The following is a 15,074-nucleotide window of genomic DNA, read 5'->3' on the forward strand; positions in this document are numbered from 1 at the left end:
GACTCGATCCTCTCAGGGAATCGAGCCTCCATCAGACCCGGAGCGGTTCACTGTGCGGTCCGGGCGGCGGTATCGGCCATGGTGTCTGTCCCCCTGGGGCCAGGCCTTTGATCACCTGATCCCGCTTCGTTGTTCCGTTGATGGTGATGCGCCCCTCTTCGAGGCTGGTTCCGTAATGAATAGCTCTGACTTGAAATCCACTCGCCAGCTGTGAGTTGTCCCGCCATTTGACATGAATTTCACTGTCCGAGATGCCGACACTGGACTCGATAGTCGGAGGTTGATATCCCTGTTCCGTCTGAAAATGGCAGGCGACCGAGGAACTGGGTCTTAACCGGATTACATTCCAACGGACTGCAGCCTGGGGCAACGATGTCGTAGTTGGCACACTGTGTGACGGGGGTGCACGACACTAGCGAGGGCTTACAGGTGATGGACAGGTCGGAGCAGCCCTTCTTCCGCCCTGTCACCAGCAGCTGCATCGCATGAGCATCCGTGCGATTGGCGCCCATCACGATCGTTAACTCGGCCGGATCTTTCGACTCTTCGTCCGCCATATCCGATCGCCTCTCAGATGGATCGTTGATCGGCCATGGCCGCCGCCTCAGCTATCAGCTCAACCGACGATCCTGCGTCCATATGGTCGCGTCAAGGTTGCGGCGTACTAGCAGCACTACAGGCGAATGACCCGGCGCATACCGCGGCTGGCTGATGCCTTGTACCCGTGAAGCCGCCTTCTGCGGCCACACCGCTATCGATCGACGACAAACTCATTCGTCCCGCGACATGCTGCCCAACCCACCGAGAGCGCCACCTGCGGTTTCCGGCCACCTCGTTGTAGGTTCCGGCCATCCCTTGGCTGGACCCCCAGTTGGCATGCCGGGCTCACAAACAGGCACTGACTGAGCCATGATCGCAACGGACGGTGCCGCCAGTTCTCACCTGGCGGTCACCAACCTTCGCTGCGAAAGATCAGAACCCGCGGGGGCCGTCCGGCCCGCTGATCCACCCTGGACATTCCGTCACCCCACGAGCCGCATTTCGTCGGTTGCCCTTCTACAGAACCGTGGTTCCTCGTAGCGTGTCCACTCTTGGTGAAGGCATGCGTGCGGAGGGTGGTGCATCGTGGATCCGATTTCGGTGGCGTTGCTGGCGGCGCTGGTTGGCGGTGTTGGTGGTGAGGCCGGGCGGCAGGCCTGGGCGGATCTGAGCGCACTGGTGCGACGCCCGTTCCAGCGCAGTGGCGACACTGATGCTCCGGGGGTCGGCTCGGGGGAAGTGGAGCTGGCCGGGCTGGAAGAGGCTCCGGCTGACCAGGACCGCGCGCAGGCCCTGAGCACCGTTCTAGCGGTGCGGGCCGCGCTGGACGCGGACTTCTCTGCCGGTCTGCAGCGGTGGCATGAGCAGGCGAAGCTGGTGCGCCCCGGCGGCAGCGAGGTACACAGCACGATCAGCGGCCAACCCGTCTTCCACGGACCGGTGCTACTGGGCAGGGATTTCCCCGGACTCTCCATCACCTCCTCCCCGCCTCCGCCACCTGCTACCCCCGGTACGGATCCACCCGCCCAGGGCCGACCCGCATGACCGAAGCGGACGCGGCCAGCGGGGACAGCGCGGGCGGACCGGTGTCGAACACGATCAGCGGCGGCGTCTTCTTCCATGCGGTGATCCAGGGCCGGGACATCACCGTGCAGTTGCCGCCGCAGGTCACCCCGGCCCTGTCCGGCCTGCCCGCTGCTTCCTCCACCTTCACCGGCCGCGACACGCATGTGGAGGAACTACTCCAGTACCTGGCGCCCGACGGCGGGGAGCGGCAGCGGGCGGTGGTAGCCGGGCTGGCCGGGGTCGGCAAGACCGAACTCGTCGTGCAGACCGCCGCCCGGGCACTGAAGCAACCCGGCTGGTTTCCCGGCGGGGTGTTGTTCGTAGATCTGTTCGGCTACGACACCGAACGCATCCTGTCTCCAGAACGGGCTCTGGACGGCCTGCTGCGCGCCCTGGGAATGCCCGGCGAGCACATCCCCACTGACCTGCAGGACCGTACGCGGCTGTACCGCAGTGTGCTGGCCGCCTTCGCCGCCCAGGAACAACGGATCCTGGTCGTGATCGACAACGCCTCCAGCGCCGGGCAGGCCCGCCCGCTGCTGCCCACCGACGGCGCTACTGCAGCCTTGCTCACCTCCCGCCACACCCTCGATGTCGACGCCCGCCTGAACGACCTGGACGTCCTCGGCGAATACGCTTCCATCGAGCTGCTCCGCCAGGCTCTGTTCCAGGCCCGGGGCCCCGCCGACACCCGCGTGGAAGATGCTCCCGAGGCGGCCACGACGATCGCCCGGCTGTGCGCGGGCCTGCCGCTGACCCTGCGCATCGCCGCCGCCCTGCTCGCCGACACCCCCACCCGCCCCTTAGACTCCCTGGCCCACGCGCTGGAAGCGGAGCATTCCCGGCTGGACCGGCTGCGCCGCGAGGACCGCGCGGTACGCGCCGCCTTCGACCTGTCCTACCAGCACCTGGACGACGACCATGCCCGCATGTTCCGGCTGCTGCCTCTCAACCCCGGACCAGACCTGTCCACCGAAGCCGCCGCCCACCTCGCCGACGCGGACCAGTTCTGGGTCGAGGAGCTTTTGCAGGACCTGGCCCGCGCCCACCTGATCGAGCCCGGGCGCCTCTGGGGCCGCTGGCGGCTGCACGACTTGGTCCGCCTCTACGCCGACCAGAACGGGCACACCCACGCCGACGCCGATCAGCGTGACACCGCCCGCACCCGCCTCCTCGACTACTACCAGACCACCGCCGAGGCCGCCGACGCTCACCTGGGCACCCGGCCCGGCCCCCTCTCACCCCGCTTCCCCGACCGCGCTGCCGCCCTGGCCTGGCTTGACAACGAACGCGACAACCTAATCGCCACCGCGTCCGCTCCCGGCCACCCCGAAACCAGTACCGCACTCGCCTTCACGCTCATCGAATACCTGGACTACCGCCGCTTGTTCGACAGCTGGATCGCCATCGCCACCGCCGCCCTGGCCATCTGGCGCGAGCTCAATGACCGCGACAGCGAAGCCACGACGCTGAACAGTCTCGGCCTTGCCCTGAGGGAGGCGCGCCGGTTCGACGAGGCCATCAACGCCCACACCCAGGCCCTGACCATCTCCCGCGAACTCAGCGACCGGGATGGCGAAGGCGCGGCGCTGAACAACCTCGGCGTCGCCCTGGCCGAGGTGGGCCGATCCGACGAGGCCATCAACGCCCACACCCAAGCCCTGACCATCTCCCGCGGACTCGACCGCGACGGCCAAGCCACGACGTTGAACAACTTTGGCCTCGCCCTGCGCAAGGCGCGCCGGTTCGGCGAGGCCATCAACGCCCACACCGACGCCGCCGCCGCCTTCCACGAGACCGGCAACCGCCACCATGAGGGTGCGGCGCTGGACAGCCTCGGCCTCGCCCTGGCCGAGGTGGGCCGATCCGACGAGGCCATCAACGCCCACACCGACGCCGCCGCCGCCTTCCACAAGACCGGCAACCGCCACCATGAGGGTGTGGCGCTGAACAACCTCGGCGTCGCCCTGGCCGAGGTGGGCCGATCCGACGAGGCCATCAACGCTCTCATACGGGCCGCTGCCGCTTTCGACGAGATCGGCGACCGGGACGGCGAAGCCGCGGCGCTGAACAACCTCGGCGCCCTGCTCGGCCGTTCTTGAGTTCTCCACGCCCTGGACCGTGCCTTGCGCGCGTGGATGGGACCGCATCGTCGGCGCGTGGGCGGTCGGCGGCGACCGGGACCTGGACGTCGCGTGGAGTGAGGTGGTGGTCTGCGGAGGGCGGTCGCCTCTCGGCGGAGGGCTCCATGGGGCTTCAGCCGGACGATCGTCCCCATGGGCTATGGGTGAGGCCCGGGGATACTGTCCCCTCCGCAGCCACATTCCGATGAACCGTCAGCTCCCCCCCGGTTGTTCCATGTTCGCTCCAGCGGTCGCTGTGAGCTGAGGCACCCCATGGAGCGGGTCAGTTGGGTTGTTGCCGGGGTGGGCCCGCTCCCGCTGGGGGGGGCCCGGGTGGCTGGGGTCAGTTGTGGTAGCGGATGTAGCCGTTGCCGTCCCGGTCGTTTGCGGTCTTGGTGTAGGAGTGGACGTCTGCGCGGTTGCCGGAGGGCTTGTACAGGTAGATGGTGTCGCGGTCGTTGTTCCACATGAAGTTGCAGTTGTCGCGGTAGACGACGTTTCTGCTGTCGGAGTCGGTGCCGTTGCCGCCGCGGAGCTTGATGTAGTCGCCGGGCTGGAGGTAGTGGCCGGCGGTGAAGGTGAAGCGGTGGCCGGCGGCGTCCTTGACGACGTAGCCCTTGAGGTTGACGGTCGCCGAGGACGAGTAGTTCTTGATCGTCAGGTATTCCTCGTCGGTGTTGCCGGTGGAGCAGCTGTTGGAGTCCCGGCCGGGTGCGTCGTACTGGACTCCGCGGACCTTCAACGCCGAGGAGTACTCGGCGGCTTGAGCCGGTGTGGCAGCGAGAACGGCCAGTGCGCCGGTTGCGGCGGCCATGGCGATGACGGAATGCGTACGCATGATGAGGTCCCCCCTCAATGGTGCTGATGAGGGGCAGAAGCCTACAGAGGCCCGCGACCATCCGATTACCGGATCACGGGATCCCATCCCGGAGGAAACGTACCGCTCGTTGATGTGTCGCCGAAGCTGGCACGGCCACGAGTCCGGTTACGGCGGGAGAAGCGCGGCCCGTGACGCAACGCCCTAACGATTGCGGCCAGTTCGGCGTCCCGCACAGCCTCATCGACTCCACAGCGCCCGCAGATACGCACCTCGCGGGCGAGGACGACCCGGGAGCCGGCGCCCAGGTCGCCGTCGAACTCACTCTCGGGGACCACCCTGGTCTCAGCGTCGGGCGGACGAGCCCGGGAGCTGAGGGCGAGGGCGGCGGGGTAGAGCACCGGCTGCCCGTAGCAGGCACGGGCATGATCGGCGACAGCTTCGATCGCGAGGGGCTTGTCGTCCCGCGCGTCGAGGGTGAGCTGACGGGTGGCCAGGCTCGGCAACCAGGCGCAGAAGTGTGACCCGCAGCGATAGCTGGCCAGAGGTAGTGGCGAGACCGCTGGTGACCGGCCCGTGCTCATGGACAGTTGGCCGTTTTGCTCAGAGATAGTTGACCACTGCCGTCTCGCGTCGTCGCGGAGCTGAGAGCCCGTATGAACACGTACACAGGTAGACGGCCTCAGGTGCGGACGGATCTGGGCAGTCGGACCTTCGTGCTCTCTCAGCCGGCGTGAAGGATCCGAAAGCGATCGGGTTCCGCCGGATCTCGATCAACGACTTGGATTGGCGACCGAGCCCATTGCCACACGCTGATGCCAGGAGTGCGGGAGAACCGGATCTGCCCGCGGGTGCCTTCGACTGCAACGCGCGGCCAGGATTCGGCGATGCGCGCCCGGTCCGCGCCGTGAGAACGCAGCACATCGGCGAGGACGGCGACCGTGTCGTAGCCCTCGAAGGCGACGAAGGAGGGCGCTTCGCCCAGCCGCTCACGCAGGGCCTTCTCCACTCGTGCACCGAGTGGGCCGAGGCGCTCGGGCAGGTAGCGCAAGAACGGGACCCCGGCGCTGTCGTCGCCCAGCGACGTCGCCCATTCGGCGAACTCTGGTTGCCCGGCCGGAGCACCGATCATGATCTCGGCGAGGCGTTGGTCGCCGCAGACGGACTTGACGATCGGCACTGCCGGATCCGGGTGGCCGACCAGAAGAAGGAGGGCTGTCGCGCGATGGTCGACGAGTTTGTCGCACACGGCCGCAGGGGTGAGCGCGCTCATGTCGAGTTCGGTGAGGGTGCCGCCGCGTGCAGCGAGGTGGTCCCGCAGAATGCGGGTCCCGGATGCCCAGTAAACACTCGGCTGGGCTGCTACGGCGATGCGACGGTGGCCCGCGCCGAGGAGGAAGTCCGCGTACACCTGCCAGCCGCGGGACTGCGGCGGGGCGAGGCGCGCGACCCATTCCGTCGGCCGTTCGGTGAGCGCGTCGAGAACCGCTGACGAGCACAGGAACGGCAGGCCAAGGGCGTCGGCCCTGCCAGCAGCGGCGCGAGCAACGACGCTGTGATACTCCCCCGCCAACGCGGCCACGCCCAGGCCGGCCAATTCGTCCACGGCCGCCGCGGCCCTTTGTGGGTCAGCCGCTGTGTCTCGGACCACAAGCTCCAGTGGTCTTCCACCGATCCCGCCCGCCTCATTGACTTCACCAACGGCCAACTCGAGTCCGGCGAGCAGGTGTTGGCCTGCCTCGACCCAGCCGGGCCATGTCAGCGGAACGAGAGCGCCGATCCGGGCGGACGGTCCTTCAGTCCACTCCGACCCAGGTGGCGATGGTGGCGTATGCATGCGTAGGCGTCTCCTGCTCCCGTATGACGATTCGTTTGCAGTTAGCCCAGGTCGCCGCGCGGCAAGGCCCGGTGGTGCGCGTTCGTCTCCTCTCGCCGTGGCGGACGCACCTGGGTGATCATGCCGGACATTGCATCCACCACCATCACCAATAGACAACCGATTATTCGTTCGCTGAGCAGCCAGGCTTCAAGAAACCAGACCCCGCCTGCCTGGAGGGGCCTCGGGCTTCGAGGCCCAGGACATGCCACCCAGGGTGCCTTTGTGGCCAAGTAGCACTGCGACTGGCCAACTATCGCTGCGAGTCACAAGAAGTAACGATCTGTCACCAGGCGTCCTGTCTCGAGGTCCTGCCTCGGGTGGCGTCCTCCCTCACCCCGCTCGTGTGACTGAGCGCGCTACTTGGTTCTGACCGCGCTTGCGTGACGGCTACGACCCGTGCATCGTGCGCCTGTACCTCGTCGAGTCGGTACTTCCCGGAGGCCCGGTTCGAAGCCTATTCCGGCTGTCGGCTGGGGGCGTGCGCGCGCGTGAGGAAGAGGTTGCGTTCGGCCTTGTTGCGCGTGAGTTGCGCGGCCCGCGCGAACTCGGCACGCGCCGCGTCATCGCGGCCCATCCGGGCCAGCAACTCTCCGCGTACCGCGGGAAGTTGTGGATAGTTCTTGAGTGCCCGCTTCCCGGTCAGCTCGTCGACAAGGGCCAGCCCTCGCTCCGGGCCGTCCGCCATACTCACCGCGACGGCCCGGTTGAGCAGGATCACGGGAGACGGCTGGATGTAGGCAAGTACCTCGTACAGAGCGGCGATACGCAGCCAGTCGGTCTCTTCCGCAGAGTGACCCCGGGCGTGGCAGGCGGCGATAGCGGCCTGCAGCGTGTAGGGGCCGCCGCCCAGAGACTCGGCACGCTCCAGGGCGTCGAGACCGCGGCGGATGAGGAGCCGGTCCCACAGCCGGCGGTCCTGATCGAGCAGGAGCACAGGCTGCCCGGAGGCGTCGGTGCGGGCCGGCAGGCGGGAGGCGTGCAGCTCCATGAGAGCCACCAGACCATGCACCTCGGCTTCGTTCCGGAGCAGAGTCACCAGGATGCGACCGAGCCGCAGTGCCTCCTGGCACAGTTCGGGGCGTGCCCAGTCCTCGCCGCCCGACGCCGAATAGCCCTCGTTGAAGATCAGGTAGATGACCACCAGGACCGAGGACAGCCGGTCGGCCATCTCGTCCGGGGTGGGCATCTCGAACTGGACGCCGGCGTCGGCGAGTGCGCGTTTGGCCCGCACGATGCGCTGGGCGGCGGTGGGTTCCGGGATGAGGAAGGCCCGTGCGATCTCCGCGGTGGTCAGTCCGCCCAGCAGCCGGAGGGTCAGCGCCGTCTTCGCCTCGGCGGACAGTACCGGGTGAGCCGCCGTGAACATCAGGCGGAGCAGATCGTCGCCGATGTGGTCGTCCAGAGCCGCGTCCAGCTCCGCCTCCGCGTGCTCCTGCTGGATCTCGACTTCGCGGCCGAGCAGGTTGAGCTTGGCCTGGTACCGCTCTTGGCGCCGCAGCAGGTCGATCGCGCGATGCTTCGCGGTCGCCATCAGCCACGGGCCCGGATCATCGGGGATGCCGGTCCTTGGCCACTGCTCGAGCGCGACGACCAGGGTGTCCTGTGCGAGCTCTTCGGCCAGGCCGACGTCACGTACGAGCCGGGCGAGGCCCGCGATCAGGCGGGCCGACTCGATCCGCCAGACCGCTTCCACGGCCCGGTGGGTCGCACGGAAGGCATCTTCGGGATTGGTTGGATCGGCAGCGGCCACGCTGCCGATCCAACCACCCGCGCGCTAGGCGGGCGAGGCGAAGTCTTCGGGTCCCATCACCTTCAGGACTTCAGCGTCGCCCTCCCAGCCCGGCCACAGGTCCCGGTGCAACTGCATGAACCGCGACGTCCACTCGACGACCTCCTCCTTGGTGCGCACCTCGTAGAGCGCGTAGCTGATGAACTCCTTCGCCTCGGCGAACGGGCCGTCGGTCACGGCCAGCTTCCCCTCCGACACATTGACGCGGGAGCCCATCGCGCTCGGGGCCAGTCCGGCGGTGTCCAGCAGACTGCCGGCGTTAGTCGCGTCCTCGCCGAGTTTCATGATCGCGGCCATCAGCTCGGGCGGGGGCGGGGTGGTCGGTCGGGCTGCCTTGAGCAGAGCCAGGTATCGCATGGTCGGACCTTTCTGGTGCGGTGGGAAGCTATGCGGCCCGAGTGCGTGCGGCACGGCCGTGGAAGTGCATCAAGGCCATCGACATCCACGCCCAGGCCAGCACGATCGCCGCCGTGAACGTCAGGTTCACCCAGACACGTCCGCCGCTGGCGGCCAGCGCCAGGAATCCCGCCAGGAAGACCACCGCGGTGCTGCGCGAGAACCGCGCCCATCCCTGCAGGCCGGCGGCTACAAAACGGTGCGCCAGCACGAAGCACGCCGCGACGAGGCAGAGGAAGCCGACCCCTGCCAACACGAAATGCAGCGCGCCGTGCCAACTGGTCGAGGTGCCGGTATCCGGCGTGCCTGGTGGAAAGCCCTGCGCGGGGTCGGCGCGGAAGATTCCGGCTCCCACCATGCTCACCCCGTACGCCACCAGCAGCCGGGGAGCCCAGGTGCTCCCTCTGCCCGTGATGCTCGGGGCGCCTGGGGGGAGAACGCTGCGCAGGCCGGCAGCGCCAGCGATGACCAGCACGCCGGTCAGTATCAGGTTGGTCATCTGGATCCAGCCCAGGCTGCCGTTGGCGAGCAAGCTCCACGCGTGCCGTGTCAGGTCGAAGCCCTCCCGCATCCACGCCTGAGTCAGTGACACCAGGACGTAAAACGGCCCGGCGATGACGCCGCAGGCCAGCAGGCTCTTTCTGGCTCGCACGGCCGGGGCGCGGACTGGCGCTGCGGCCTGTGCGGCCGCTTTCACCGTATTCGTCTGGGACATCGTCCCTGTTCCCTTCGAGCGCGAGGGCCGCGTATCAGCCCTTCTACCTGGAGCTCGAACGGGAAGGCCGGGATTCGACATGGCCGACCAAGATTTTTTTCCGATCCAGGGACCGACGCAGCAATCCGCAGCATCTCCATGCGCTCGCCGGGACAGCCGATCACCGCACGCCCCCAACCTGGAACAGCTCCGTCAAAGGTCGTAGACATCACGGAAGCGCGGCCAGGACCCCACGGTTGGCCAACCTGAGCACGCTTGTTGGCCAACGCGCGCGTGCCCGGGCTATCCGGGGATGGTGCCGACGTCGACGCCGGTCAGGTCACAGCTTGCGTCCCACAACCGCACCGCGACGGAGGTGTCGGCGAGGTGGATCCACACCGGTTCACGTTGGGGCTTGCCGCGCAGGCTGAAGACGCGCGGTCCCCACAACTGCCCTCCGCACACGGTCGGGTCGAGCACCGCTCGGACCGCGGGCCATGCGCCGGCGTGCTTGCCCTGGACGAGGAGGGCGGCTGGTGCCCCGCAGAGCCGCGCACCAGCGGTCCGCCGATGGACTGGCGGCCGTGACGGGGTCAGGGAGTCCAGCGCGCCGCCGGGATGGACCAGCACGCTTGCCACCGTGCTGTCGACGGCGCGCAGGTGGCGGTCGAGTTCGAGGCCGAAGTACATCTGCGCCAGCTTGGAGCGTCCGTAGGTGCGCTTGGGTCGGTAGTCCGTCCGGGACTGCAGGTCGTCGAGGTCGAGCCGCTCGGACTTCGCCGCGAAGCTGCCCATGGTCACGATGCGGGCCGCCGGTGCGGCCGACAGCAGCGGCATCAGCCAGTGGGTCAGCGCGAAGTGCCCGAGGTGGTTCGTGCCGAACATGAGCTCGTGACCGTCTGCGGTCTCTCGGCGCGGCGGGTCGTCGAGCGCGACCCCGGCGTTGTGGACCACCGCGTCGAGGCATTCCACATCCAGTGATTCCACCGCTGTTCTGAGCGACGAGAGGTCGGCGAGGTCCAGCCGGACGGCACGCACCTGTGCACCAGTCACACGCGCACGGATCGAGACCGCGGCGACTTCGGCCTTCACGGGATCCCGGCTGCCTAGCACGACGGTGGCTCCGGCCGTGGACAACTGCTCCGCAATGAAGTACCCGATGCCTGCATTGCCGCCGGTGATCAGGAAGACGCGGCCCTCGGCACGCGGTAGCCGTTGAACATCCCAGGGCAGGGTGGAGGACGTGGACGACATGACGGCGGAGCTCCCTTGCTGTGGAAGGCGACTGCGGCTGCTCCGTGGGGCAGCTCGACGCCCACGGTTCCAGCGGCCGCCGCCACATCGCCTATGGATCACCGACAGCCCCGCCGGACGGCCGACATTCTGCCGACGCGGTGCTGGCCCGTCGCAGCCCACCGCTGCCGCTGAGCGTCACGGTGGCCAACTGGAGCACTCAATGGCCACTGTGGGGTTGTGACCGCGCCTCCGTGAAGGATCGACTCGATGAGGTACAACTCGGCGGTCCATCTGCCCTAGATGAATGAGTCCAAGGGCTCGTAGCCATAGGCCGCCAGCGAGCAGTGGCACATGTCGCTGCCATCGCTCGCCCAGCGCGTGCAAGGCGTGCCTGTCGTCCTGGTGATCGGCGGAGGCCACGTGACGCGTGCTCGGCAACTCGGAGGGCGTCTGGGTCGGGGCCCAGCTGGGGAATAGCCTTGAGTCTCCAGTGACTGGAGACAGCAGAGTGGGGGACATGGACGTTACGACCCTCTACTCGATCGGGGAGCTTTCCCGGCGGACCGGCTTGCCCGTGAGGACCATCCGGTTCTACTCCGATTCGGGGGTGGTAGCGCCGACCACCCGAAGTCCCGCCGGTTATCGGCTCTACGACCTCGACGCACTGCTTCGTCTGGAACTCCTCCGCACACTGCGCGAGCTGGGCATGGACCTGGCCACGATTCAACGGGTACTGGACCGCGAGCTCTCGGTGGCGGAAGTCGCCGCGGCGCACGCCGACGCCATGGACGTCCAGATCCGGGTGCTGCAACTGCGCCGGAGCGTTCTGCGAGTCGTGGCCAGACGCGGGTCCAATCCCGAGGAGACCAAGCTCATGCACAGGCTTACGCAGTTGTCCGGCGAGGAACGCCGACATTTGATCGACGATTTCATGGTTGGCACCTTCGGCACAGTTGATGCCGACCCAGCCGCGGTGGCCATGGTTCGCGCTGCCACTCCCGACCTCCCCGATGATCCGTCCAGTGAGCAGGTCGCCGCGTGGGTGGAGCTCGCCGAGCTGGTCGGCGACGAGGGCTTCCGGGCCCGGATGCGCCGGACGGCCATGTGCCAGGCCGCCGAGCGCACGCTCGACATCGAGAGCGAGGCCGGCGAGGAACTGATGAAGTTCACCCGCCAGAAGGTGGCCGAGGCCATGGAGTCGGGTATCGACCCGCTCAGCAACAGGGTCACACCCGTCATCGACGACCTTGTGCACCGCTTCGCTGAGGTGTTCGCGCGCACCCCTGACACGGAATTCCGGGACTGGATGGCCCAGCAGTTCGAAGAGGCACACGATCCCAGGGTGGACCGGTACTGGCGGCTGGTTTGGATCGTCAACGGCTGGCAGGTAGTACCGAACCTGATCCCGGTGTACCCCTGGCTCATCCAGGCCCTGCGAAATGACCGCGACGCATAGTCACCGCAGTGGAGACCGCCCCGGGTCCTAGTCATGGAAGCGCGGCCGCAACGATCTCCGGCGAGCGGATCCGGTTTCGGGTTCCGACGACGGTAGATCAGGGCCCGGCCGGTCGCACGGAGACAGTCGGCCAGCACTTCGGGCCGGTACTGCAGCTTCTTCAGCTTCCTGACCGCCACCCGGGTCCTGTGATCTGGAATGTACTGAAAGGGACGCTCTCGGTGGCCAGCTCGCCCTCGCCGAGACGTCGTGGGACGGGGCTGCGGGATCGGCCTGGCTGGAGTCGGTCGCTTCTGACGAGTGCTCGGAAGGCCTTCCTCACGCGTCCGGGCCGGTGTCGACGACGTCATCGCCGAAGGCGGCAGTAAGCGCCTTGGCGATCAGGTCGGGCAGTTCGGTCTGTCCGTCGGTCTCGGCCCAGCGCACCAGTGCCGTGTGCATTGCGGCCAGGCAGGCGCCGACCGCCGCTTGGGCGTGGAACGCCGTGTCGGGATCGGTGGTATCGGCCCCGAGGGCGTCGACGATTGCCTGTTGAAGGGCGTAGTGGTTGTCCAGGTGCTTGGCCCGCAAGGCCGGCGTCAAGATCATGAGCCGGAGGCGGGCGAGCAGGAACTGCTCGCCCGCTGCCAGGTCGTCTCCGTGGCCGCCCCTGGTCAACGTCGCGGCCGCGTCGATGAGCGCGCTGCCGATGCGGCGGACCAGGGGCTGCGTGGCCGACGACGCGGCGATCTGCTCAGCGACGAGCCGGCCGTGCTGGTCGACGAGCACGAGGTCTTCCTTTGTGGGGAAGTGCCGGTACACGGTCATGGGCGACACGCGTGCGGCTTCGGCGACGTCGGTCACGGTCGTGGCGTCGTATCCGCGCTCGGTGAACAGCCGTACCGCGTGTGCCTGAATCGTGCGCTGCGTCTCGGCTCGCCGTTGGGCTCGCAGTGTTGAGTGCTGGTCGGGCATGTGATAGACCCTACCGGAGTGGTAGTAACTACCAAGTCGGTAGTTACTCACATGACGGGGCGGTGGAGATGAGCGATCTGACCGGCAAGACAGCTCTGGTGACCGGAGCATCGCGCGGCATCGGCAGGGCGATCGCGGTCCGGCTGGCGGCGAAGGGAGCAGTGGTCATCGTGCATTTCGGCACGGACGAGGACAGCGCGACGGCGACGGTCGACGAGATCGAGCGTGCCGGTGGAACCGCGCTCGCCGTCGGGGCGGAGCTGGGTGTGGACGACGACGTCGAGACGCTCTTCGCGGGAGTCGAGGCCGGCCTGGCCGGGCGGCCACTCGACATTCTCGTCAATAACGCGGCGGCTGCGCCCGCCGGCCCGCTCGGAGCCACAACCCGGACGGAGTTCGACCACCTCTTCGCGGTGAACGTGCGAGCGCCGTACTTCACCATCCAGCGAGCACTGCCATCGCTCCGCGACGGTGGCCGCATCATCACGATCTCGTCCGTGGCGACCCGGATGGCCAACCCCACCCAGACGTCCTTCGCCATGACGAAGGGCGCCGTCGAGACGATGAGCATGACCTTGGCCAACGAGCTCGGGGTCCGAGGAATCACAGTGAACGCGGTTGCTCCCGGCGCCACTCGGACGGCGACCAACGGATCGTTCTTCGAAGCGCCGGGCCTGGCCGAACTCATCGCCGGAACGACGGCGCTCGATCGGCTGGGCGGGCCCGACGACGTCGCCGACGTAGTCGTGTTCCTCGCCTCCGACGCGGCGCGCTGGATCACCGGGCAGGTCATCGACGCAAGCGGTGGACTGTTCCTCGGACCGCGCGCCGGATAGCAAGAGACGGCCCGGCCCGGCCAACTGTGACGACCGCAGAGAGCCTGGTCCGGTAGCGCAAGGACTGCAGGACCATTCCACCAGGGAATCCCTTCCTCATGCGAGTGGAGACGCTTGAGGACGTCCTCTGGCCGGGCCTGAACCTCAAGGTGCGGCAACTCAAGTCCGTCGACGGCCACTTGGTGGTCGACGCGGCGGGATGCGGGCCGCCGGGCAGGTGTCCGCAGTGCGAGCATCCTGCCACGCGGGCCACAGCCGATATTGGCGTCAGATATCCGAGTTACCCGTCAGCGGCCGGGGGGTGATCGTCCGCCTGCACGTGCGTCGGTTCTTCTGCGATCAGAGCCAGTACCAACGCCGGACGTTCGTGGAACAGGTGGCGGGCCTGACCGAGCCACGCCGCCGTTCTTCACCGGCGGCACGGTCGGTGATGAGGGCGGTCGCGACGGAACTCGGCGGGCGCCCGGGCCAGCGACTGTGCGCGAAGCTGCGGCTTCACGGCCGACGGACTGCGCTGTTGGCGCAACTGGTAGCTCCCCCTGTGCCGGCCAGGGCGCCGCGGATACTGGGCATCGACGAGTTCGCGTTCCGTAAGGGGCGGACCTACGGCACCGTCCTCGTCGACGTCGAAAACTCCAGGCCCGTAGACGTCCTGCCCAACCGCGAGACCAGTTCGGTTGCCGCCTGGCTCCACGAGCACCCCGGCGCCGAGATCGTATGCCGTGACCGCCTGATGGCCTTCACCAAGGCGATCAAGCAGGCGGCCCCTGATGCCCTGGAAGTCGCCGATCGCTGGCACCTCCTCCAAAACCTCTCGACGGCCGCGGAGAAAACGTGCCGCCGACACCGTGCATGCCTACGCCGACCTGCCACCACAGATGCCGGACCGCTGCCGACTGCCCCAGCGACTCCCCTCTTGGACCGTGTGCGTCAACGCCACAGGGACGTCAACGAACTGGCCGCCACGGGGCTGTCCCTCAGCGCCATCGGCCGCCGCCTGCAACTGGACCGCAAGACGGTACGGCGCTACCGGCACAGCGACCTTGAGGACCTCCTCGCCTCGGCACGGGACCGGGGCGCAGGGCTCCTCGACCCGTTCACCGACTACGTGCAGCACCGTTTCCAGGCGGGCTGCACGAGTTCGACGCAGCTCTACCGCGAGTTGATCGGTCTCGGCTATGCCGGCGGCTATCACGTCGTGAACCGCTACGTGGGCTCGTCGATGAACTAATGGTGCGTGTCGCGTCAACTGTTCTTTGACGTCGCGTTCATGACGTATCTGGCGAGTT

General features: G+C 67.8%; 13 protein-coding genes. 6 read left to right on the forward strand and 7 right to left on the reverse strand.

Annotated features, from left to right (window positions below):
- Positions 1-1,125: 1,125 nt before the first annotated feature.
- Both IEZ21_RS46290 and IEZ21_RS46295 read left to right on the forward strand, forming a co-directional pair.
- Positions 1,126-1,584, forward strand: a complete 459-nt coding sequence (locus tag IEZ21_RS46290; protein ID WP_189327818.1) for a hypothetical protein — start codon at positions 1,126-1,128, stop codon at positions 1,582-1,584.
- Positions 1,581-3,707, forward strand: a complete 2,127-nt coding sequence (locus IEZ21_RS46295) for a tetratricopeptide repeat protein (RefSeq protein ID WP_189327819.1) — start codon at positions 1,581-1,583, stop codon at positions 3,705-3,707. Before IEZ21_RS46290 ends, IEZ21_RS46295 begins: the two co-directional genes overlap by 4 nt.
- A gap of 364 nt (positions 3,708-4,071) precedes the next feature.
- On the opposite strand, the gene IEZ21_RS46300 is transcribed toward IEZ21_RS46295, so the two are convergent.
- Positions 4,072-4,566 (reverse strand): lamin tail domain-containing protein, encoded by a 495-nt coding sequence (locus IEZ21_RS46300; RefSeq protein ID WP_189327820.1) that lies wholly within the window; start codon positions 4,564-4,566, stop codon positions 4,072-4,074.
- A 170-nt stretch (positions 4,567-4,736) separates the two neighbouring features.
- Between IEZ21_RS46300 and IEZ21_RS46305 the strand changes: the two genes are divergently transcribed.
- Positions 4,737-5,069, forward strand: a complete 333-nt coding sequence (locus IEZ21_RS46305) for a hypothetical protein (RefSeq protein ID WP_189327821.1) — start codon at positions 4,737-4,739, stop codon at positions 5,067-5,069.
- Between the two features lie 200 nt (positions 5,070-5,269).
- On the opposite strand, the gene IEZ21_RS46310 is transcribed toward IEZ21_RS46305, so the two are convergent.
- The 5 genes from IEZ21_RS46310 to IEZ21_RS46330 all read right to left on the reverse strand — a co-directional run bounded on the left by IEZ21_RS46310 (position 5,270) and on the right by IEZ21_RS46330 (position 10,557).
- Positions 5,270-6,382, reverse strand: a complete 1,113-nt coding sequence (locus tag IEZ21_RS46310) for an ABC transporter substrate-binding protein (protein WP_189327822.1) — start codon at positions 6,380-6,382, stop codon at positions 5,270-5,272.
- A 496-nt stretch (positions 6,383-6,878) separates the two neighbouring features.
- Positions 6,879-8,174 carry an RNA polymerase sigma factor gene (locus IEZ21_RS46315; protein WP_213089439.1) on the reverse strand — a complete coding sequence of 432 codons (1,296 nt, stop codon included), beginning with the start codon at positions 8,172-8,174 and terminating at the stop codon, positions 6,879-6,881.
- A 24-nt stretch (positions 8,175-8,198) separates the two neighbouring features.
- Positions 8,199-8,570, reverse strand: a complete 372-nt coding sequence (locus IEZ21_RS46320) for a YciI family protein (protein ID WP_189327823.1) — start codon at positions 8,568-8,570, stop codon at positions 8,199-8,201.
- Positions 8,571-8,598: 28 nt separating this feature from the next.
- Positions 8,599-9,324: a DUF998 domain-containing protein gene (locus tag IEZ21_RS46325; protein ID WP_189327824.1), complete on the reverse strand. Its 726-nt coding sequence runs from the start codon at positions 9,322-9,324 to the stop codon at positions 8,599-8,601.
- Positions 9,325-9,606: 282 nt separating this feature from the next.
- On the reverse strand, positions 9,607-10,557 hold the full coding sequence (locus tag IEZ21_RS46330; protein ID WP_189327825.1) for an SDR family NAD(P)-dependent oxidoreductase: 951 nt from the start codon (positions 10,555-10,557) through the stop codon (positions 9,607-9,609).
- A gap of 499 nt (positions 10,558-11,056) precedes the next feature.
- Here IEZ21_RS46330 and IEZ21_RS46335 point away from each other — a divergent pair, with 499 nt between their 5' ends.
- On the forward strand, positions 11,057-11,995 hold the full coding sequence (locus IEZ21_RS46335) for a MerR family transcriptional regulator (protein WP_189327826.1): 939 nt from the start codon (positions 11,057-11,059) through the stop codon (positions 11,993-11,995).
- 318 nt (positions 11,996-12,313) lie between these two features.
- On the opposite strand, the gene IEZ21_RS46340 is transcribed toward IEZ21_RS46335, so the two are convergent.
- Positions 12,314-12,949, reverse strand: a complete 636-nt coding sequence (locus IEZ21_RS46340; RefSeq protein ID WP_189327827.1) for a TetR/AcrR family transcriptional regulator — start codon at positions 12,947-12,949, stop codon at positions 12,314-12,316.
- 68 nt (positions 12,950-13,017) lie between these two features.
- On the opposite strand from IEZ21_RS46340, the gene IEZ21_RS46345 reads away from it, so the two are divergent.
- A complete protein-coding gene (locus IEZ21_RS46345; RefSeq protein ID WP_189327828.1) occupies positions 13,018-13,785 on the forward strand; it encodes an SDR family oxidoreductase in 768 nt (255 codons plus the stop codon).
- Between the two features lie 517 nt (positions 13,786-14,302).
- A complete protein-coding gene (locus IEZ21_RS46350) occupies positions 14,303-15,016 on the forward strand; it encodes a transposase (protein ID WP_189327829.1) in 714 nt (237 codons plus the stop codon).
- Positions 15,017-15,074 lie beyond the last annotated feature (58 nt).

Origin of the sequence: Streptomyces flaveus (genome assembly GCF_014647675.1) — a bacterium.
GTDB lineage: Bacteria > Actinomycetota > Actinomycetes > Streptomycetales > Streptomycetaceae > Streptomyces > Streptomyces flaveus.

What these genes read in the sequence shown, in the direction of transcription:
- IEZ21_RS46295 (WP_189327819.1), top strand. Translation starts at nt 1,581, where the DNA reads ATGACCGAAGCGGACGCGGCCAGCGGGGACAGCGCGGGCGGACCGGTG.
- IEZ21_RS46300 (WP_189327820.1), bottom strand. Translation starts at nt 4,566, where the DNA reads ATGCGTACGCATTCCGTCATCGCCATGGCCGCCGCAACCGGCGCACTG.
- IEZ21_RS46310 (WP_189327822.1), bottom strand. Translation starts at nt 6,382, where the DNA reads ATGCATACGCCACCATCGCCACCTGGGTCGGAGTGGACTGAAGGACCG.
- IEZ21_RS46320 (WP_189327823.1), bottom strand. Translation starts at nt 8,570, where the DNA reads ATGCGATACCTGGCTCTGCTCAAGGCAGCCCGACCGACCACCCCGCCC.
- IEZ21_RS46325 (WP_189327824.1), bottom strand. Translation starts at nt 9,324, where the DNA reads ATGTCCCAGACGAATACGGTGAAAGCGGCCGCACAGGCCGCAGCGCCA.
- IEZ21_RS46330 (WP_189327825.1), bottom strand. Translation starts at nt 10,557, where the DNA reads ATGTCGTCCACGTCCTCCACCCTGCCCTGGGATGTTCAACGGCTACCG.
- IEZ21_RS46335 (WP_189327826.1), top strand. Translation starts at nt 11,057, where the DNA reads ATGGACGTTACGACCCTCTACTCGATCGGGGAGCTTTCCCGGCGGACC.
- IEZ21_RS46340 (WP_189327827.1), bottom strand. Translation starts at nt 12,949, where the DNA reads ATGCCCGACCAGCACTCAACACTGCGAGCCCAACGGCGAGCCGAGACG.
- IEZ21_RS46345 (WP_189327828.1), top strand. Translation starts at nt 13,018, where the DNA reads ATGAGCGATCTGACCGGCAAGACAGCTCTGGTGACCGGAGCATCGCGC.